8 protein-coding genes are annotated in these 24,593 nt (G+C 33.4%); all 8 read right to left on the bottom strand.

The features are described from left to right. Positions 1-189: 189 nt before the first annotated feature. The gene (locus A6733_RS02220) at positions 190-672 is read right to left on the bottom strand and encodes a hypothetical protein (protein WP_141663441.1); all 483 of its coding nucleotides are present in this window, start codon (positions 670-672) and stop codon (positions 190-192) included. Between the two features lie 22 nt (positions 673-694). Then, complete coding sequence (locus A6733_RS02225) at positions 695-1,114, bottom strand: hypothetical protein (RefSeq protein WP_092403386.1); 420 nt, start codon at positions 1,112-1,114, stop codon at positions 695-697. Positions 1,115-2,495: 1,381 nt separating this feature from the next. Then, positions 2,496-5,459: a hypothetical protein gene (locus tag A6733_RS02230; protein WP_141663442.1), complete on the bottom strand. Its 2,964-nt coding sequence runs from the start codon at positions 5,457-5,459 to the stop codon at positions 2,496-2,498. Between the two features lie 1,407 nt (positions 5,460-6,866). After that, the gene (locus A6733_RS02235; protein WP_092460335.1) at positions 6,867-9,428 is read right to left on the bottom strand and encodes an LbetaH domain-containing protein; all 2,562 of its coding nucleotides are present in this window, start codon (positions 9,426-9,428) and stop codon (positions 6,867-6,869) included. A gap of 1,353 nt (positions 9,429-10,781) precedes the next feature. Then, positions 10,782-13,298, bottom strand: coding sequence for a hypothetical protein (locus tag A6733_RS02240; protein ID WP_092460337.1), 2,517 nt, complete (start codon positions 13,296-13,298; stop codon positions 10,782-10,784). 417 nt (positions 13,299-13,715) lie between these two features. Continuing rightward, positions 13,716-16,661, bottom strand: a complete 2,946-nt coding sequence (locus A6733_RS02245; protein ID WP_141663443.1) for a hypothetical protein — start codon at positions 16,659-16,661, stop codon at positions 13,716-13,718. 1,147 nt (positions 16,662-17,808) lie between these two features. Further along, positions 17,809-20,859, bottom strand: coding sequence for a hypothetical protein (locus A6733_RS02250; RefSeq protein ID WP_092460341.1), 3,051 nt, complete (start codon positions 20,857-20,859; stop codon positions 17,809-17,811). A 1,150-nt stretch (positions 20,860-22,009) separates the two neighbouring features. Continuing rightward, the gene (locus A6733_RS02255; RefSeq protein WP_092460343.1) at positions 22,010-24,256 is read right to left on the bottom strand and encodes a hypothetical protein; all 2,247 of its coding nucleotides are present in this window, start codon (positions 24,254-24,256) and stop codon (positions 22,010-22,012) included. Positions 24,257-24,593: the final 337 nt, after the last annotated feature.

Below are 24,593 nucleotides of genomic sequence, written 5' to 3' on the forward strand. Positions count from 1 at the left end.
ACATCTCTTAGACTCTTTTTATACGAATCTAATAATCCTGTAATTCCTGGAATATCTTTTCCAATAGCACCCAAAACAGTACCCAAAACCATACTCACCAAATATCTGTTCTCTAAAAGAGACACTTCACAGAGAAATTTACTATTTAAATTTAATATGTTTTGTGCTACCGGAGAGAAAATTTTTCTTTCAAAACCAGAAATCTTTTTGAAAAAAAACCTTCTTTAAAATTTCACAAGAAGTAATCAGTTCTAAAAATATAGGTACACATTTACAAAATGAACCTTCAATTGAATAGGAGATCAAAGATATTAAATCAGCTGTAAAAAGTCTTCTTTTACTTTTTTTATTTTTATCATAAGTTAGAGTCGAAACAGTTTCCGTAATACTTTCTATAAAATAAGGAGTTAACAACTCAAGCTCTGCCCTAAGTAAAGCCATGCTACTTTCTGATAAAAATCTATCTTCAGTATAGCACGAAAGGTGGACATCTGGACACTTTAAAAATCTATAAGCTGCTTTCATTGAAAAAATATTATCAATATAACTATCCAAAGTAATACTAAAAGCAGATTCTATAACTCTCTCCGCATGACCCTTAACCTGCGGAACTACTCCTGGTATATTTTCATAAATACGCAACAATATCTTATCACGGTAAAATTCGAACAACGCACGGAATAACAGTCCCAAATTAAAAATAATTACTGTACATTTTTTCAGGCGGTGCATATTCATATATTTCTTCAAGAGATAAATCTATACCACAAACCGTATCAACACTACAAATGGAATCAACATTACAACTTGGTTCTATATTACAACTGGAATCAGTACTACAACCGGGATCGATAATATGACTGGACTTGTAACTGAAGCAAAACAACGTGGATAAACTATAAGAATGTTCCGAGCAAACTTGCGATTGTAACTCACGATCACAACTTGAACTACACGTATGTCGTACGCTATCAGGTCTCTCATTGGATGATGATAGCATAGCAAGCACTTCCACAGCCTCAGATTCAGCTTCATTTACAGGACACAACGATAACAAAGCAAGAGTTTCTGCAGCCTCTCTTTTCTCTTCGTCTATATAACATAATATTGCCACTTTGACTTTTCACTTACCTTCTTTATCTCTAATTTACCCTTTAACTTCTCTCCTTTGAGACCAAATACAACAAGAAAAAATAACGCATAGCAAACTTCGAGGAACAACACTAACCTACAACCCACACCAGATAGTGGCCCAGTGTATATTCAAAATATTGTTTAATATGTTGATTTATTTTATATTAACGATGATAAAGTAATCTAAATAGACAACATAAGATAATACATCTTTTTACTTGATTTGATCATATCTGCAGCAACAAGAAAAAAAGTAGGAAAACACCACAAAATATTGCATACAACTCACTGCACCTACATGTAAACCCTAGTCACAACTAATAAACACCAACTATCAGCAAAATATATACACCTTATGCCATGAGCGCCCCATCAAAAAAAATGATATCAAAAATCAATACTGTAAACGAATAATAACGTAATATTTACAGTAACTACTTATGCAAAAACTTGCTATTATAAATATAAATTTAAATAACACCTCTATCAACATAAATTACGTCTATAGAAAGTATAGAACATTAGCTCATTACAGAAACAGTTTCCAATAAATTATCTATCGACTTGCATAACTCTAATACCACTCAACTAGATCACATAACAAAAGTTGACTCAGTTACTGCCTCTTAGTAGACCATCCAGATAAAGCATAAATCTATGCTGGTATTGATACGTTAACACCAGATTTCAAATATGGAGCTTCACACAAAATACTTTTCTCGCATTCCAATCTATCATTTTTCTCAATAATTTTACAGAATTAACTTTTGATACCTCAACACTTGATAGATAAATATCAAAGCCATAGAAATAAAATAAGCAATCAAAAAATTTCTGAAATCTAATTCATAATAGATAAAAGATACTTATCTCTTAAAAGTCATATACCAAAAATCATACTTACCAAACATCTACGCTATAAAAAACTCATCTCACAAAAAACATCCATTAAAATCTGATATTTTTTGTAGTGCTAGAGAAAAAAATTTAATGTTCCACCCAAAATCACTTTTGAAAAAGTCTTTTTAAAGACTAATTAGAGACGTAATTACGCGGACACTAGTTCATTAAATGTGATTGCGTTTAATAAAATAATATTACTCAAAGAGTTAGAGATTCCAAAAAAACAAAGAATTGTCGCTAAAAAAACTTCAAACTAAATCATCTCTACAAAAGATTACACTTATGAAGAACGACAAAGACTAAACAACAAATTAAGAACGCAACAGCTTAAAAAGTACCGTGAAAATTAATCTTGCAAATGTCATTAACTTAATATATGCTAGCCGCATAACTACAAAAAAATAATAAAGTCAAAATCACAAACTATGCCTCCGTATGCAGAAAATTTTATTATGCTCTTACTCCCTTCCTGCTTTCCTCTTCTGCTTCCCTACTTTCCTAGCCCTATCAACTACAACACGATCTTCATCAACATAAATTACATCTATAGCGATCGATAAACATTCATCCATTAAAGAATTAGCAATCGCTTCCAACAAAGTTTCCAGCAACTCTCCTGACTCTGATATTACTCCATCTGAACTCAAAACCAAAGTCGATTCTGTAATTACTAATTTAATTTTCCCACGTAACCACGCCATAAACTCGCCAGTTTCAAATTTATCAGAACTCAATTCAAAGTTTACCCCTCTAGCAGGAAGAAAAAAATCTGGTGTTCTATGAAATACTCTACTCATATAATATGATATATCAATTTTATTAACAATTTTACAAATTAAATCCAATTTTATAGGATAAATTTTCGATATATCCACATTTGATACAGCAAAACAGCACTCACCAAATCCTTTAAAAAGTGTCTCTTCAATATAAAAAATTAAAAAATCTTTTCCTATTACAATGTTTTTCATTTTCTCACAAAAAATACTGGCGCAACTTTCGAATGTACGATTAATCATATCTTCGGTAATACTCACACTCCTACTTTTAACTTTACTGTCGATAATTGATATTGTTCTAGGGAAAAAGCTTTTAAACGACTCAACAGTAAACGAGCTAATAACAGCTTCCTTGACAGCTAAAATCATATTTTCAGAAAATATATCGTCACACAATTCACAAAGATTCATACCTACATGAGGAAAAATTTTTTCAAGTTTTTTGTCTGCTTCACTCAGAATATCCATGCCTGATAAAACATAAAAAATAAAATCAAACATTCCATAACGTACTCTTGACTCTAACCTAAAACAGGTTGATGAACTCAATTCACCACCCACACTACAACCAAAAATTTTATTAACATCGCGCGCTACTGACACACATATGGGAGTAAAAACACTCATTAGATAGTAACTAAATCCGTTACCAACATAATTTTTTCTATTAAGAATTACATCATTCAATGATTTATAAAAATCATCCTCTCCCCCACTTGGCCCATCTAATTCCCAAAAACCAAGTATTCGTAATCTGTCCCTAAAAATCTTCTTTCTAGAAGTAATTCTAAGAGATGTCTCATGCCTTAAATGATCACATGCTCCTTCTATTACAGGCATAAAAGCTTTCAGTGGTACAATATCACCTGACGAACCCACGGCAAAAAATAACCCCTTAGATGCACTATCAAGTACTATATCTCTTAGATTTTTTATATACGAATCTAATAATTTAGTAATTCCTGGAATCTCTTTTCCAACACCCAAAACAGTACCTAAAACCATACTCACCAAATATCTGTTCTCTAAAAGAGACACCTCACAGAAAAATCTCCTATTTAAATTTAATATGTTTTGTGCTAGCGGAGAAAAAATTTTCCTGTCAAATCCAGGAACGCTCTTGAAAAAAACTCTCTTTAAAAATTCACTGGAAGTAATCAGTCCTAAAAACATAGGTACACATTTATGAAATGCACCTGTAATTGAAGAAGAGATTAAGGATATTAAATCATCTGTAAGCAATGCTTTTTTATTTTTTCTTTTTCCTATACTTTCACTGTCAGATAAAGCTAAAACAGTTTTTGCAATACCTTCTATAAAATGGGGAGTTAACAACCCAAGCTCTGCCCTAAGTAAAGCAATGCTACCTTCTGATAAAAATTTATCCCCAGTGTATCCAGAAAGGTGGATATCTGGACGCTTCAGAAATCTATAAACTGCACCAATCGAAAAAACGTTATCAACACAGATATCGGAAATAACACTAAAAGCATCTTTGACAACTCTCCCTATACAAGCTTTAGACTTAGGAACTAGTCCCGGAACATTTTCATTAATACGCAACAATAACTTATCACGATAAAGTTCAAATAACGCACGAAATAACAGGCCCAAATTAAAAGAATCACTATACATTTTTTCGGGTGTTACATATGCATATATTTCATCAATAGATAAGTCGATACCCCAACTGGGCTCAATACTACCACCAGAATCTGCACTACAACTAGGTTCTACAACACTACAACTGGGTTCAACACTACAACTAGGTTCTACTCTGCCACTAGGTTCAGTACTATAACTTAGTTCGACACCGGCACTTGGTTCAATACTACAACTAGGTTCGACACTACCACTGAGACAGGGAAATTTGTATAAACTGTAAGAATGTTCCGACAAAAAACTGGAATCGACACTAACACTACCAGTAGGTTCAACACTACAACTAGGTTCTACACTGCCATTAGGTTCAATACTACAACCAGGTTCGAAACTACCACTGAGACAGGAAAATGTGGATAAACTATAGGAATGTTCCAATAAAAATCGTGATTGTAATTCTCGCTCACAACCTGAACTACCTGCATGTCGTACGTTATCAGTTCTTTCATAGGATGATGAAAGCACGGAAGGCGCTTCGGTGGCTTCAGCTTCACTTACAGAACAAGTTGATCCACCCAAAGCTCCCAACGCAGAAGCAACACCTTCCTTAAGCAATCCAACTTCTCTAGTCAATAAAGGTGACTCTGGAGAGAAGGAGGAAAGATCAGCATCCCGTCCTGATTCAGATGAAGACGAATACATATATGAAGATGAAGATGCCGGTGAAACCGAAGGTGATCCACCACCTAACCCCCACAACTCAGAGGCAGTATCAATCGCATTCAATCTAACCCCACCTTCACTAGCCGGAGGGGAAGCAGATAAAATACCGGCAGCTAATCCTAATTCAGATGGAGATAAAGACGAAGGTAAAGGTAACCCATCTTCCAAAGCTTCCGCAGCTTCAGATTCCCTAACAGGACACAACGACAACAAAACAAGCGCCTCTGCAGCCTCTATTTTCTCTTCATCTATAAAATTTATTACCACCCCTACCGATCCTTTAATTTCCCATTCAACCTCTCCCTTGAGACCAAACAAAGTAAGAACAATAACTCATAGCAAATTCTAGGAACAATATTAATACATAACACAGAACCGCTACACATACCCAACCCTACCGGCTTCAGCATATATCCAAAATATTGTTTAATATGTTGATTTATTTTATATTAACGATGATAAAGTAATCTAAATAGACAACATAAGATAATACATCTTTTTATTTAATCTGATCATCTCTGCAGCAACAAGAAAAAAAGTAGGAAAACACCACAAAACTATGGCATACAACTCACTGCACCTACATGTAAACCTTAGTCACACAACTAATAAACACCAATTATCAGCAAAATAGATAGACCTTATGCCATGAGCGCCCCATCAAAAAAAAAGATATCAAAAACCAATACTGTAAACGAATAATAATGTAATATTTACAGTAACTACTTATACAGAAACTTACTCTTATAAATTTAAATAACACCTCTATCAATATAAATTACGTCTATAGAAGTTATAGAACATTAGCTCATTACAGAAACAGCTTCTAATAAATTATCTATTGACTTACCTAACTCTAATACCACTCCACTAGATCACATGACAAAAGTTGACTCAGTTACTGCCTCTTAGTAGACCATCTAGCTAAAGCATAAACCTATGATGGTATTGATACGTCAATACCATATTTCAAATCTTGAACTTCACACAAAATACTTTTGTCGTATTCCAATCTATCATTTTCCTCAATAATTTTTCAGAATTAATTTTTGATGTCTCAACACTTCATAGATAAATATCAAAGCCATTAAAATAAAATGAGCAATAAAAAAATTCCTGAAACCTAATTCACAATAGATAAAAACACTTATCTCTTAAACGTCATATACCCAAAATCACACTTACACAATACCTATGCTATAAAAAAATTCATCTCACAAAAAAACATCCATTAAAATCTGATATTTTTTGTAGTGCTAGAGAAAAAATTTAATGTTCCACCCAAAATCACTTTTGAAAAAGTCTTTTTAAAAACTAATTAAGGACGTAAACCACGCGGACACAAGTTCATTAAATGTGATTGTGTTTAATAAGTTGGACTAACAAAAACGGATAAACATTCATATCACTAATTAGGAATGTAGAAAATATCCGTTACACCTACAAACGACGTCGTAACAATGTTACTCAAAGAGTTAGAGATTCCAAAAAACAAAGAATAGTCGCTAAAAAATAACCTTAAACTAAACCACATCTACAAAAGGTTACACTTATGAAGGACAAAGAATACACAACGAACCAACAACGCAACGGCCTAAAAAGTACCGTGAAAATTAACGTTGTAAATGTCATTAACTTAATATACACACATATAATTAAAAAACTAATAAATCAGACAAAGCCACAAACCATGCCACTCAATACGTAGAAAATTTTATTACGCTATTACTCACCTCCCACTCTCCCCTTCTGTTTCCCTACTACCCTAGACCTATCAACTGTAGCACGATTTCTATCAACACAAATTACATCTCTAGCGATCAATAAACATTCATCCATTGAAGAATTAGCAATCACTTCCAACAAAGTTTCCAGCAACTCTCCTAACTCTGATACTACTCCATCTGAACTCAAAATCAAAGTCGATTCTGTAATTACTAATTTAATTTTCCCACGTAACCACTCCATAAGCTCCCCAGTTTCAAATTTATCAGAACTCAATTCAAATTTTACTCCTCTAGTAGGTACAAAAAAATCTGGTGTTCTATGAAACACACTACTCATGTAACATGATCTATCAATTTTATTAACAATTTTACAAATTAAGTCCAATTTGATGGAATAAATTTTCGATACATCAACATTTGATACAGCAAAACAGCACTCACTAAATCTTTTAAAAAGGGTCTCTTCAATATAAAAAATTAAAAAATCTTTTCCTATTACAACATTTTTCATTTTCTCACAAAAAATACCAACACAACTTTCGAATGTACTACTAATTATATCTTCAGCAAGACTCATATTTCTACTTTTACCTCTACTATCGAGAATTGATATTGTTTTAGGAAAAAAACCTTTAAACAACTCAATAGTGAATGCGCCAATAACATCTTCCTTCACAGTTTCAATTATATTTACGTAAAATATATCGTCGAATAATTCACAAATATTCATTCCTACACGAGGAGAAATTTTTTTAAGTTTTTCGTCTACTTCACTAAGAAGACCTATATCTAGCAGAACAGAAAAAATAAAATCAAACATTCCATAACGTACTCTAGCCTCTAACCTAAAAAGGGTTAATAAACTCAATTCACTACCTACACTACGACTAAAAATTTTATTAAGATCACGTGCTACTGACACACATATAGGAGTAAAAACCCTCATTAGATAGTAACCAAATCCCTTACCAACATAATTTTTTCTATCAAGAATTACAACATCTAATGATTTATAAAAATCGTCGTCATCCCCACTTGCCCCATCCAATTCCCAAAAACCACGTATTCGTAATCTCCCCCTAAAAACCTTCTTTCTAGAAGTAATTCTAAGCAATGTCTCACGGCTTAAATAATCACGTACTCCTTCTGTTACAGGCACAAAAGATTTCAGTGGCACAATATCACCTAACGAACCCAAAGTAAAAAATAATCCCCTAGATGCACTATCAAGTACCATATTTCTCAGATTTTTTACATACGAATCTAATAGGTCTGCAATTCCTGGAATCTCTTTTTCAATACCCAAAACCATACTCACCAAATATCTGTTCTCTAAAAGAGACACCTCACAGAAGAATCTCCTATTTAAATTTAATATGTTTTGTGCTACCGGAGAGAAAATTTTTCTGTCAAACCCAGGAATGTTCTTGAAAAAAACCTTCTTTAAAAATTCACGAGAAGTAATCAGTTCTAAAAATATAGGCACACATTTACAAAACGAACCCGCAATTGAAGAGGAGATAGAAGATATTAAATCATCTGTAAACAATTTTTTTTCATTATCTAGAGTTGAAACAATTTTTGTAATGCCTTCCATACAGTAAGGCATCAACAACTCAAGCTCTGCCCTGAGCAAAGCAATACTACTTTCTGATGAAAATTTATCCTCATTGTAGCCTGAAAGGTGAATACCAGGACACTTTAGAAATCTATAGACTGCACCCATTGAAAAAACATTATCAGTATAACCAATCGAAATAACACTAAAAGTATCTTTAATCACTCCCTCTGCATAAACTTTAAACCGCGGAGCTGCTAGTACCGGTATATTTTCATGGATATGCAACAACAAATTATCACGATAAAGATCAAACAACGCACTAAATAACAAGCCCAAATTAAAAAAATCACTATACATTTTTTCAGGTGTTACATATGAATATATTTCTTCAATAGACAAATCTGCACTACCACTGGGTTCAAGAATACAAGTGGAATCGACACTACAAATAGGCTCAGCACTACAACTGGTCTCAACACCACCACTAGGTTCAACACCAGCACTGGATTCGATACTACAACTGGAATCTACACTACAACCTGGATCGACACTGTAACTAGGTTCAACACTACCACTAGGTTCAACACTACAACTGGGTTCAACACTACAACTAGGTTCAACACTACAACTGGGTTCAACACTATCACTAGGTTCAACAATACAACTGGGTTCAACAATACAACTGGGTTCAACAATACAACTGGGTTCAACAATGCAACTGGGATCAAAAATACAATTGGGATCGACACTACAACTAGGACCGATACTACACAATGCGGCTAAACTATAAGAATGTTCAGATAAAATTTGTAATTGTAATTCGCGTTCAAAACTTGAAATTGAGAAATTAGTATGTGGTACCTTAACAGTACCATCGTATGCCGATAGCATAGCAAGCGCTCCCTCAGCTCCAGCTTCACTTACATGAGGAAACAATGATAATGAAACAACCTCCTCTGCATCCTCCTTTTTCTCTTCGTCTGTAATATTTATTACCAATTCGATTCCTCCATTACCTTCTTTACCTCTAATTTAACCTTTAACTTCTCTCCTTTGAGACCAAACACAATAAACATAGCAAACTTCGAGGAACAATACGAACCTATAGCCCCCACCAGATAGTAGGCCAGTATATATTCAAAATATTATTTAATATGTTGATTTATTTTATGTTAACGATGATAAAGTGATCTAAATAGACAACATAAGACAATACATCTTTTTACTTGATTTGATCATCTCGGCAGCAACAAAAAGAAAAGTAAGAAAGGCACCCCAAAATATCGCATACGGCTCACTGCACCTACATGTAAACCCTAGTCACACAACTAATAAACACCAACTATCAGCAAAATAGATACACCTTTATGCCATGAGCGCCTCATCAAAAACCAATACTGTAAACGAATAATAACGTAATATTTACAGTAACTACTTATGCAAAAACTTACTCTTATAAATATAAATTTAAATAACACCTCTATCAACATAAATTACGTCTATAGAAAGTATAGAACATTAGCTCATTACAGAAACAGTTTCCAATAAATTATCTATCGACTTGCCTAACTCTAATACCACTCAACTAGATCACATAACAAAAGTTGACTCAGTTACTTCCTCTTAGTATACCATCCAGATAAAGCATAAATCTATGCTGGTATTGATACGTTAACACCAGATTTCAAATATGGAGCTTCACACAAAATACTTTTCTCGTATTCCAATCTATCATTTTTCTCAATAATTTTACAGAATTAATTTTTGATACCTCAACACTTGATAGATAAATATCAAAGCCATCGAAATAAAATAAGCAATCAAAAAATTTCTGAAATCTAATTCACAATAGATAAAAGATACTTATCTCTTAACCATCATATACCAAAAATCATACTTACCAAACATCTACTCTATAAAAAACTCATCTCACAAAAAACATCTATTAAAATCTGATATTTTTTGTAGTGCTAGAGAAAAAAATTTAATGTTCCACCCAAAATCACTTTTGAAAAAGTCTTTTTAAAGACTAATTAGAGACGTAAACTACGCGGACACTAGTTCATTAAATGTCATTGTGTTTAATAAAACAATATTACTCAAAGAGTTAGAAATTCCAAAAAAACAAAGAATTGTCGCTAAAAAACTTCAAACTAAATCATATCTACAAAAGATTACACTTATGAAGGACGACAAAGACTACACAACAAATTAACAACGCAACAGCTTAAGAAGTACCGTGAAAATTAATCTTGCAAATGTCATTAACTTAATATATGCTCGCATAACTACAAAAAAATCATAAAGTAATCACAAACTATGCCTCCGTATGTAGAAAATTTTATTATGCTCTTACTCCCTTCCTGCTTTCCTCTTCTGCTTCCATACTTTCCTAGCCCTATCAACTACAACACGATCTTTATCAACATAAATTACATCTATAGCGATCAATAAACACTCATCCATTAAAGAATTAGCAATCGCTTCCAACAAAGTTTCCAGCAACTCTCCTGACTCTGATATTACTCCATCTGAACTCAAAACCAAAGTCGATTCTGTAATTACTAATTTAATTTTCCCACGTAACCACGCCATAAACTCGCCAGTTTCAAATTTATCAGAACTCAATTCAAAGTTTACCCCTCTAGTAGGAAGAAAAAAATCTGGTGTTCTATGAAATACACTACTCATATAATATGATATATCAATTTTATTAACAATTTTACAAATTAAATCCAATTTTACAGGATAAATTTTCGATATATCCACATTTGATACAGCAAAACAGCACTCACCAAATCCTTTAAAAAGTGTCTCTTCAATATAAAAAATTAAAAAATCTTTTACTATTACAACGTTTTTCATTTTCTCACAAAAAATACTGGCACAACTTTCGAATGTACGATTAATCATATCTTCGGTAATACTCACACTCCTACTTTTAACTTTACTGTCGATAATTGATATTGTTCTAGGGAAAAAGCTTTTAAACGACTCAACAGTAAACGAGCTAATAACAGCTTCCTTGACAGCTAAAATCATATTTTCAGAAAATATATCGTCACACAATTCACAAAGATTCATACCTACATGAGGAAAAATTTTTTCAAGTTTTTTGTCTGCTTCACTCAGAATATCCATGCCTGATAAAACATAAAAAATAAAATCAAACATTCCATAACGTACTCTTGACTCTAACCTAAAACAGGTTGATGAACTCAATTCACCACCCACACTACAACCAAAAATTTTATTAACATCGCGCGCTACTGACACACATATGGGAGTAAAAACACTCATTAGATAGTAACTAAATCCGTTACCAACATAATTTTTTCTATTAAGAATTACATCATTCAATGATTTATAAAAATCATCCTCTCCCCCACTTGGCCCATCTAATTCCCAAAAACCAAGTATTCGTAATCTGTCCCTAAAAATCTTCTTTCTAGAAGTAATTCTAAGAGATGTCTCATGCCTTAAATGATCACATGCTCCTTCTATTACAGGCATAAAAGCTTTCAGTGGTACAATATCACCTGACGAACCCACGGCAAAAAATAACCCCTTAGATGCACTATCAAGTACTATATCTCTTAGATTTTTTATATACGAATCTAATAATTTAGTAATTCCTGGAATCTCTTTTCCAACACCCAAAACAGTACCTAAAACCATACTCACCAAATATCTGTTCTCTAAAAGAGACACCTCACAGAAAAATCTCCTATTTAAATTTAATATGTTTTGCGCTAGCGGAGAAAAAATTTTCCTGTCAAATCCAGGAACGCTCTTGAAAAAAACTCTCTTTAAAAAATCACTGGAAGTAATCAGTCCTAAAAACATGGGTACACATTTGTGAAATGCACCTGTAATTGAAGAAGAGATTGAGGATATTAGATCAGCTGTAAAAATCTTTCTTCTTTTATTTTTTATATCTTCATCTAGAACGGAAATAGCTTTTGCAATACCTTCTATAAAATGGGGTGTTAACAACTCAAGCTCTGCCCTAAGTAAAGTAATGCTACCTTCTGATAAAAATTTATCCTCAGTGTATCCAGAAAGGTGGATGCCTGGACACTTCAGAAATCTATAAACTGCACCAATTGAAAAAACGTTATCAATACAGTTATCTAAAATAACATTAAAAGCATCTTTGATAACTCTCTCTGTACAACCTTTAGACTTAGGAACTAGTCCCGTAATATTTTCATGAATACGCAACAATAACTTATCAAAATAAAGTTCAAATACCGCACGAAATAACAGTCCCAAATTAAAAGAATTACTATACATTTCTTCTGGTATTACATATGCATATATTTCCTCAAGAGATAAATCTACACTACAACTAAGTTCGACACTACAACTGGGCTCAACACTACAAATAGGTTCAGAACTACAACTGGGCTCAACACTACCACTAGGTTTAACACTAGCACTGGATTCGACACTACAACCGGGATCGATACTACAGCTGGAATCGATACTATAACTGGGATCAAAAATACAATTAGGATCGATACTACAACTAGGATCGATACTACATAATGCGAATAAACTATAAGAATGTTCAGAGAAAACTTGTAATCGTAATTCGCGTTCACAACTTGAAATTGTATGTGGTACGTTAGCAGGCCCATCATATGCTGATAGCATGGCAAGCTCTTCCTCAGCTCCAGCTTCACTTAGGTGAGGAAACAATGATAATGAAACAATCTCCTCTGCATCCTCCTTTTTCTCTTCGTCTGTAACATTTATTACCAATTCGATTTCTCCCTTACCTTCTTTATCTCCAATTTGCCCTTTAACTTCTCTCCTTAGAGACCAAACACAATAAGAAAAAACATAGCAAACTTCGAGGAACAATACGAACCTACAGTCCCCACCAGGTAGTAGCCCAGTGTATACTCAACATATTGTTTATATTGTGTTTAATAAGTTAGACTAACAAAAACAGATAAACACTCATATTACTAATTAGAAATGTATAAAATATCCGTTACATCTACAAACAACGTCGTAAAAATGTTACTCAAAGAGTTATAGATTCCAAAAAAACAAAGAATTGTCACTAAAAAATAACTTTAAACTAAGCCATATCTACAAAAGGTTACACTTATGAAGGACAAAGACCACACAACAAATTAACAACGCAATAGCTTAAAAAGTACCGTGAAAATTAATCTTGCAAATGCCGCATAACTTTATATATGCATATATAATTAAAAACAGCTAACAAACAATAAATCAATACCACAAGCTATGTCTCAGTACGTAGAGCTCTTAATTACTCTTCAGCTTTCTCTTCTGTTTCACTACTTCCCTAGATCTATCAACTGTAACGCGATTTTTATCAACATAAATTACATCTCTAGCGACCAATAAACATTCATCCATTAAAGAATTAGCAATCGCTTCCAACAAAGTTTCCAGCGATCCTCCCAATTTTGATACCACTCCATCTGAATTCAAAACCAAAGTAGATCTTGTAACTAATAATTTAATTTCTTCACGTAACCACAGCATAAACTCACTAGTTCCAATCTTATCAGAACTCAAATTACAGTTTGCCCATTTATCAGGCATAAAAAAACTTGGTTTTGCATGAAACACTTTACTCATGTAATATAATCTATCAATTTTATCAACAATCTTACAAATCAAATCCAATTTTACAGGATAAAGTCTCGATATATCTACATTTGATATAGTAAAACAGCATTCACCAAATTCTTTAAAAAGTGTATTTTTAATATAAAAAACTAAAAGATCTTTTTCTATTACAATGTTTCTTATTTTCTCACAAAAAATACTGGCACAACTTTCAAATATATAATTAATCACATCTTCAGTAAGACTCGTACTTATACTTTTACCTCCACTATCAATAGTTGATATTTTTTTAGGAAGAAAACCTTTAAACAACGTAACAGTGAATGCGCTAATAACATCTTCCTTCAAAATTTCAATTAAATTTACAGAAAATATATCGTCATATAATTCACAAACATTCATACCTACATGAGGAGAAATTTTTTCAAGATTGTTGTCTATCTCTCTCAGAAAATGTATACCTGAAAGAAAAGAAAAAATAAAATCAAACATTCCAGAACGCACGGCGGACTCTAACCTAAAACAGGTCAGTGAGCTCAATTCGCCACTTACACTAGAAGCAAAAATTTTACTAAAATCGCGCGCCATTGATACACATACAGGAGTAAAAATCCTCATCAGATAGTAACTAAATCCATTACCAATATAATTTTTGCCATCAAGAATCACACCATCTAATGATTTATAAAAACCAACACTACCCCCACCTGAACCATCTAATTCAGCAAAATCACGTATTCTGAATCTGTCCCTAAAAACCCTCTTCCTAGAAGTAGTTCTAAGCAATGTCTCATGGCTTAAGTAATCACATACTCCTTCTATTACGGGTTTAAAATCTCCCAGGGGGACAACATTATTTGACGAATCCAAAGCAAAAAATAATCCCCTAGATACACCACCAAGTACCACATCTCTTAGACTCTTTTTATACGAATCTAATAATCCTGTAATTCCTGGAATATCTTTTCCAATAGCACCCAAAACAGTACCCAAAACCATACTCACCAAATATCTGTTCTCTAAAAGAGACACTTTACAGAGAAATTTCCTATTTAAATTTAATATGTCTTGTGCTACCGGAGAGAAAATTTTTCTTTCAAAACCAGGAATCTTTTTGAAAAAAACCTTCTTTAAAAATTCACAAGAAGTAATCAGTTCTAAAAATATAGGTACACATTTACAAAATGAACCTTCAATTGAAGAGGAGATCGAAGATATTAAATCAGCTGTAAAAAGTCTCCTTTTACTTTTTTTATTTTTATCATAAGCTAGAGTAGAAACAGTTTCTGTAATACTTTCTATAAAATAAGGAGTTAACAACCCAAGCTCTGCCTTAAGTAAAGCCACGCTACTTTCTGATAAAAATCTATCTTCAGTATAGCCCGAAAGGTGAACATCTGGACACTTTAGAAATCTATAAACTGCTTTCATTGAAAAAATATTATCAATACAACTATCCAAAGTAATACTAAAAGCAGATTCTATAACTCTCTCCGCATGACCCTTAACCTGCGGAACTACTCCTGGTATATTTTCATAAATACGCAATAATATCTTATCACGGTAAAATTCGAACAACGCACGGAATAACAGGCCCAAATTAAAATAATTACTATACATTTCTTCGGGTGTTATATATGCATATATTTCCTCAATAGATAAGTCGATACTACAACTGGGATCAATAATACCACCAGAATCTACACTAATACTGGGTTCAACACTACAACTAGGTTCAACACTACAAACGGTTTCGGTACTAACACTGGAATCAACACTAGCACTTGGTTCGACACTGGCACTTCTTGGTTCGACACTACCACTAGGTCCAATACTACAACTAGGTTCTACACTGCCACTAGGTTCAATACTACAACCAGGTTCGAAACTACCACTTAGACAGGGAAATGTGGATAAACTATAGGAATGTTCCAATAAAAATTGTGATTGTAATTCTCGCTCACCTGAACTACCTGCATGTCGTACGTTATCAGTTCTTTCATAGGATGATGAAAGCACGGAAGGCGCTTCGATGGCTTCAGCTTCACTTACAGAACAAGTTGATTCACCCAAAGCTCCCAAAGCTCCCAAAGCAGAAGCAACACCTTCCTTAATCAATCCAACTTCTCTAGTCAATAAAGGTGACTCTGGAGAGAAAGAGGAAAGATCAGCATCCCATCCTGATTCAGATGAAGAAGAATACATATATGAAGATGAAGATGAAGATGCCGGTGAAACCGAAGGTGATCCACCACCTAACCCCCACAACTCAGAGGCAGTATCAACCGCATTCAATCTAACCCCACCTTCACTATCCGGAGGGGAAGCAGAGAAAATACCGGCAGCTAATCCTAATTCAGATGGAGATAAAGAAGACGAAGGTAAAGGCAACCCATCTTCTAAAGCTTCCGCAGCTTCAGATTCCCTAACAGGACACAACGACAACAAAGCAAGCGCCTCTGCAGCCTCTATTTTCTCTTCATCTATAAAATTTATTACCACCTCTACCGATCCTTTAATTTCCCCTTCAACCTCTCCCTTGAGACCAAATACAGTAAGAACAATAAGAAACAATAACTCATAGCAAATTCTAGGAACAATATTAATCCGTAACACACACAAAACCGATACACCCAACCCTGCCGGTCCCAGTGTATATTCAAAATATTGTTTAATCTGTTGATTTATTTTATGTTAATGATGATAAAGTAGACCGGCAAACAAGGATTTTAGATTTTATTTAATCAGCTTAGCAAAAACAAATAGAATACAAACACACCACAAAATACAATACACCGCACCAATACACTGCACCCATGTAAAACAAATATCTTAGTTACATCACCCAATAAATACTATCACCACTACCAGCAAAATAAATATATTCTATATCATAAGCTCTGCATCTAAATGCGATATCACAAAAACAATACCGCAAATAAAACAATAACGTAATGATTAAAGTATAAGTAATTAAATTACTTAATTGAGATGGTACAACTCCATTACATCCCTTAACCAAAGTTGAATACCCCCGTTACTGCTCTTGATTTATCACTCAGCCGAAACAAACAAGTTTACTAATATTGATACGTCAATACTATATTTCAAATCTTAAACTCCATACAAAATACTTTTCTCATATTTACAACCTATCATTTTCCTGAATAATTCAGAATTATAATTTTTTTTACCGTCTCAAAACTTGATAGAGAAAGATCAAATACATCAAAAGCAATCAAAAAATTTATTAAATCTGATTCACAATAGATGAAAAACACTTATATCTTTCTCATCGTATACCTTAAAAATAATACTTACCAAATATCTATTCTATAAAAAACTCATACGACAAAAAACCCCTCTAAAATCTATCTAGCATTTTTTAGTGCCAGAAAAAAAATTTCATGCTACACTAAAAAGCACTTTTGAAAAAATTCTTCTTAAAAATTAGTTAAAGATAGTAAATTTTATAGTCATAGATTCGCATTTATTAAATATATTTACAGTTAGTAAGGTGGATCGATAAACAAATAAGCCAAATTACTAATTATAAAGATAGAAAACATCAGCTCTATCTACAAAATGTCACACTCATGGACGACAATGACCACACAACAAATTAACAACGCGATAGCTTAAAAAGTACCGTGAAAATTAACGTTGCAAATATCATTAACTTAATATACACATAATTAAAAAACTAATAAATCAGACAAAACCACAGACCATGCCCCCCATATGTAGAAAATTTTATTATGATCTATTCCACTTCTGCTTTACTCTTCTGCCTCTCTACTTCCCTAGACCTATCAACTGTAACACGACTTCTATCAACATAAATCACATCTCTAGCGATCAATAAACACTCATCCATTGAACAATTAACAATCGCTTCCAACAAAGTTTCCAGCGACTCTCCCAACTCTGATACTACTCCATCTGAACTCAAAACCAAAGCCGATTCTGTAATTACTAATCTAATTTTCCCACATAACCACTCCTTAAACTCTCTAGTTTCAAATTTATCAGAACTCAATTCAAGGTTTACTCCTTTAGTAGGTACCAAAAAATCTGGTGTTCTACGAAACACACTACTCATGTAATATGATCTATCAATTTTATTAACAATTTTACAAATTAAATCCAATTTGATAGGATAAATTTTCAATATATCCACATTTGATACAGCAAAACAGCACTCACCAAATTCTTTAAAAAGGGTCTTTTCAATATAAAAATTTAAAAAATCTCCTTCTATAGCAGTACTTTTTATTCTATCACAAAAAATACTGGCACAACTTTGGAATGTAGAATCAACCATGCCTTCAGCAAGATTCATTCTTATACTCTTACCTTTATCTAGAACTGATATTGTTTTAGGGAAAAAATCTTTAAACGACTCAACAGTAAACGAGCTAATAACAGCTTCTTTAACTGTTTCAATTATATTTTTAGAAAATATATCATCATATAATTCACAAACATTCATACCTACGTGAGGAGAAATTTTTTCAAGTTTTTTGTCTACTTCACTCAGAATATCCATGCCTGACAGAGCAGAAAAAATAAAATCAAACATTCCATAACGTACTCTGGCTTCTAACCTAAAACAGGTTAATAAACTCAATTCACTACCAATCCTACGAACAAAAATTTTATTAACATCGCGCGCTACTGACACACATATAGGAGCAAAAACCCTCATTAGATAGTAACTAAATCCGTTGCCAACATAATTTGTGCTATCAAGAATTACTTCATCCAATGATTTATAAAAACCATCATCTTCTCCACTTGGCCCATCTAATTCCCAAAAACCACGTATTCGTAATCGCTCCCTAAAAACTTTCTTTCTAGAAGTAATTCTAAGCGATATCTCGCGCCTTAAATAATCACTTACTCCCTCTATTACAGGCATAAAAGCTTTCAGTGGCACAATATCACCTGACGAACCCAAAGCAAAAAACAATCCCTTAGATGAACTATCAAGTACTACATCTCTTAGATCTTTTACATGAGAATCCAATAATTCTTCAATTCCTGGAATCTCTTTTCCAATACCCAAAACCATGCCCAAAACCATACTCACCAAATACCTGTTCTCCAAAAGAGACACCTTACAAAAAAATCTCCTATTTAAATTTAATATGTTCTGTGATACTGGAGAGAAAATTTTTCCGTCAAACCCAGGAATATTTTTGAAAAAAACCTTCTTTAAAAATTCACGAGAAGTAATCAGTTCTAAAAATATAGGTACACATTTACAAAAAGAACCTGCAATTGAGGAGGAGATCGAAGATATTAAATCAGCTGTAAAAATTTTCTTTTTATTTTTCCTATTTTTAGCATAGATAATAGTTGAAACAGTTTCTGTGATACCTTCTATACAATGAGGAGTTAACAACTCAAGCTCTTCCCTAAGTAAAGAAATGCTACTTTCTGATGAAAACCCATCCTCAGTGTAGCCCGAAAGGTGAACACCAGGACACTTTAGGAATCTATAAACCGCACCCATTGAAAAAACATTACCAACATAACTATCCAAAGTGGCACTAAAAGCAGCCTTGATAACTCCCTCTACGTAAACTTTAAACCGCGGAGCTAATCCCGGTATATTTTCATGAATGCGCAACAACAACTTATCACGATAAAGATCAAATAACGCACTAAATAACAGGCCCAAATTAAAATAATTACTATACATTTCTTCGGGTGTTACATATGCATATATTTCATCAATAGATAAGTCGATACTACAACTGGGATCAATAATACCACCAGAATCTACACTAATACTGGGTTCAACACTACAACTAGGTTCAACACTACAACTAGGTTCAACACTACAAATGGGTTCGGTACTACAAATGGGTTCGGTACTAACACTGGAATCAACACTAGCACTTGGTTCGACACTGGCACTTCTTGGTTCGACACTGACAGTTCTTGGTTCTACACTGACAGTTCTTGGTTCTACACTGCCACTAGGTCCAACAATACAACTAGGTTCTACACTGCCACTAGGTTCAATACTATAACTTGGTTCAATACTACAACTAGGTTCGAAACTACCACCGAGACAGGAAAATGTGGATAAACTATAGGAATGTTCCAATAAAAATTGTGATTGTAATTCTCGCTCACAACCTGAACTACCTGCATGTCGTACGTTATCAGTTCTTTCATAGGATGATGAAAGCACGGAAGGCGCTTCGGTGGCTTCAGCTTCACTTACAGAACAAGTTGATTCACCCAAAGCTCCCAACGCAGAAGCAACACCTTCCTTAAGCAATCCAACTTCTCTAGTCAATAAAGGTGACTCTGGAGAGAAAGAGGAAAGTAAAGGTGACTCTGGAGAGAAAGAGGAAAGATCAGCATCCCATCCTGATTCAGATGAAGACGAATAGATATATGAAGATGAAGATGCCGGCGAAACCGAAGGTGATCCACCACCTAACCCCCTCAACTCAGAGGTAGTATCAATCACATTAAATCTAACCACACCTTCACTAGCCGGAGGGGAAGCAGATAAAACACCAGCAGCTAATCCTAATTCAGATGAAGATAAAGACGAAGGTAAAGGTAACCCATCTTCCAAAGCTTCCGCAGCTTCATATTCCCTAACAGGACACAACGACAACAAAGCAAGCGTCTCTGCAGCCTCTATTTTCTCTTCATCTATAAAATTCATTACCACCTCTACCGATCCTTTAATTTCCCCTTCAACCTCTCCCTTGAGACAAAATACAGTAAGAACAATAAGAAACAATAACTCATAGCAAAACCTAGGAACAACGTTGATCCACAACACAACCGCTACACATACCCAACCCTACCGGCCTCAGTGTATATTCAAAATACTGCTTAATCTGTTGATTTATTTTATGTTAATGATGATAAAGTAGACCGGCAAACAAGGATTTTAGATTTTATTTAATCAGCTTAGCAAAAACAAATAGAATACAAACACACCACAAAATACAATTCACCTCACCAATACACTGCACCCATGTAAAACAAATATCTTAGTTACATCACCCAATAAATACTATCACCACTACCAGCAAAATAAATATATTCTATATCATGAGCTCTTCATCTAAATGCGATATCACAAAAACAGTACTGCAAATAAAACAATAACGTAATGGTTAAAGTATGAATAATTAAATTACTTAATTGAGATGGTACAACTCCATTACATCCCTTCAGCAAAGTTGAATACCCCCGTTACTGCTCTTGATTTATCACTCAGCCAAAACAAACAAGTTTACTAATATTGATACGTCAATACTATATTTCAAATCTTAAACTCCATACAAAATACTTTTCTCATATTTACAACCTATCATTTTCCTGAATGATTCAGAATTATAATTTTTTTTACTGTCTCAAAACTTGATAGATAAAGATCAAATACATCAAAATAAAACATAAAATAAGCAATCAAAAAATTTATTAAATCTGATTCACAATAGATGAAAAACACTTATGTCTTTCTCATCGTATACCTTAAAAATAATACTTACCAAATATCTATTCTATAAAAAACTCATACGACAAAAAACTCCACTAAAATCTATCTAATATTTTTTAGTGCCAGAAAAAAAATTTAGTGCTACACCAAAAAGCACTTTTGAAAAAATTCTTCTTAAAAATCAATTAAAGATAATAAATTTTATAATCATAGATTCGCATTTATTAAGTATATTTATAGTTAATAAGATGGATCAATAAACAAATAAACTAAATTACCAATTATAAAGATATAAAATATCAGCTCTATCCACAAAATGTCACACTCATGGATGACAAAGATTACACAACAACTCAAAAAGTGCCGAAACAATTAATTTCGCAAACATTACATAACTTGATGTATGCATATGCGATTGTAAAAATACCTAACAAAAAATAAACGAGAAATCACAGACTGTGCTTCAGTAAGTAGAACGTTTTTATTATTCTTTTAATTCCTCTTCTGCTTTCTTCCTCCTATGTTTCATAGACTTATCAACTGTAATGAGATTTTTATCAACACGAATCACGTCTCTAGCTACTGATAAACATTCATCCATTAAAGAACTAGCAATCTCTTTCAACAAATTTTCTAGCGACTCCCCTAACTCTGATACTACTCCATCTGGACTCAAAACCAAAACCGGTTTTGTAACTACTAATTTAATTTCCTCACGTAACCACATCATAAACTCAGCAACTTCAAATTTATCAGAACTCAAATTAAGGTTTGTTCCTTTACCAGACATAAAAAAACCTGATGTCCTAGGAAAAGCACTATTCATGTAATTTAATCTATCACTTTTACAAACAATTTTATAAACTAAATCCAATTTAACAGCAGAAATTTTCGATATATCTACATTCGATACAGCAACACAGAACTTGCCAAATTCTTTAAACAGGGTGTTTCTAATATAAAAACTTAAAAAATCTTTTACCATTACAACACTTCTTATTTTACCACCAAAAATACTGGCACAACTTTCGAACATAAGCTTAATCTTAGCTTCGGTAAGAGTCATACTTACACTCTTACCTTTACTATCAAGAACTGATATTCTTTTAGGGAAAAAATCTTTAAGCACCTTAACGGTAAATGCGCCAATAACAGCTTCCTTAGCAGTTTCAATTAGATTGTCAGGTAATATATCGTAAAATAATTCACAAATATTCATTCCTATGCTAAGAGAAACTCCCCTAAGTTTGCCGTCTACTTCTCTCAGAAGATCCATACCTAACAGAACAGAAAAAATAAGATCAAACATTCCAAAGCGCACACCAGACTCTAACCTAAAATGTGATAATGAACCAAATTCACTACCTACACTACTAACAAGAATTTTAATAACATCACGCGCTACTGACACACATACAGGAGTAAAAATCCTCATTAGATAGTAGACAAATCCGCCACCAATATAATTTGGGCTGTTGAGAATTACATTGTCCAATGATTTATAAAAATCATCACCACCTCCACTTGAAGCATCTGATTCCCAAAAACCAACTTGGAATTTTTCACTAAAAATACCACTCCTAGAAGTCATCCTAAGCGATGCCTCATCCCTTAAATAAGCACCTACCCCTTCTATTACAGGCTCACAGTCTTCCAGGGGCAAAACAACATCATCTGACGTATTCAAGGCAAAAAATACATCATCACATACCATATTTCTTAGACTTTTTTCATATGAATCGAATAACTTTACAGTTTCCGGAATCTTTTTTATATCACCCAAAACCATACTCACCAAATATCTGTTCTCTAAAATAGATAACTCACAGAAAAATTTCCTATTTAAATTTAATATTCTCTGTGCTAGTGGAGAGAAAATTTTTCTGTCAAACCCAGGAACTTTTTTGAAAAAAACCATCTTTAAAAATTCGCAGGAAGTAATCAATTTTAAAAACATAGGTACACATTTATAGAATGTGCCCGAAATTGAAGAAGAGATTACAGATACTAAATCATCTGTAAGCAACACTTTTTTATTTTTTCTTATATTCTCACTGTTAGCTAAGGATAAAACAGTTTTTGTAACACCTTCCACACAATGAGGCATGAGCAACTCAAGCTCTGCCTTAAGTAAAGCAATGCTACTTTCTGACGAAAAACCATCCTCAGTATAACCAGAAAGGTGAATACCCGGACAATTTAAAAATCTATAAACTGCATCCATTGAAAGAATATTATTGATATATCCATCTAAAATAGTAGCAAAAGTATCTCTGATAATTCCCTCTACAAGATCCTCAATCTTAGCAACTAGACCCGGTATATTTTTGTAAATACTCGACAATAACTTATCACAATAAGAATCAAACAATGCACGAAATAACATTCTCAAATTAAAAAAATCACTATATATTTCTTCAGGTAGTGCATATGCATATACTTCTTCAAGAGATAAATCGATACTATAACTGGGATCAACGCTAGAGCTGGGATTGTAACCAACACAAGACAATTCAGATAAACTATAAGAATGTTCCGGGCAAATCTTTGATTGTGATTCAAGTTCACAACTTGAATCACCCATATGTAGTACATCACCATGTCCCTCAGAGTGTGATGACAGAACAGTAAGTGCCCCCCCAGTTTCAGGTTCCCTTTCGGGACATGATGATAATAAAAGGAGCGCCTCTGCAGCATCATTTTTCTCTTTTTCTATAACATTTATTACCACTTCGATTTCTCCTTTAGCTTCATCTTTGGAATAAAAAACAATCGAAACAATAACGCATAGCAAACTTCAAGAAACGAGACGAACGCGATAACACCATGAGGGGCCAGTGTATATCTAACATATTGTTTAATCTGTTGATTTATTTTATGTTAACAATGATAAAGTAAGCCAGATAGACAACATAAGACAACACATCTGATAGGATTTTATTAGATCTAATCAGTCCAGCGGCAAATAGAAAAGTAGAAAAACATCACAAAATGCTGCACCTACATAGAAACCATATGTCACACCACCCAGTAAATACTATCACAAAAATAGACATATTTTATAGGAT

The organism is Candidatus Ichthyocystis sparus (genome assembly GCF_900078745.1).
In the GTDB taxonomy this organism is placed as follows: Bacteria; Pseudomonadota; Gammaproteobacteria; order Burkholderiales; family 2013Ark19i; genus Ichthyocystis; species Ichthyocystis sparus.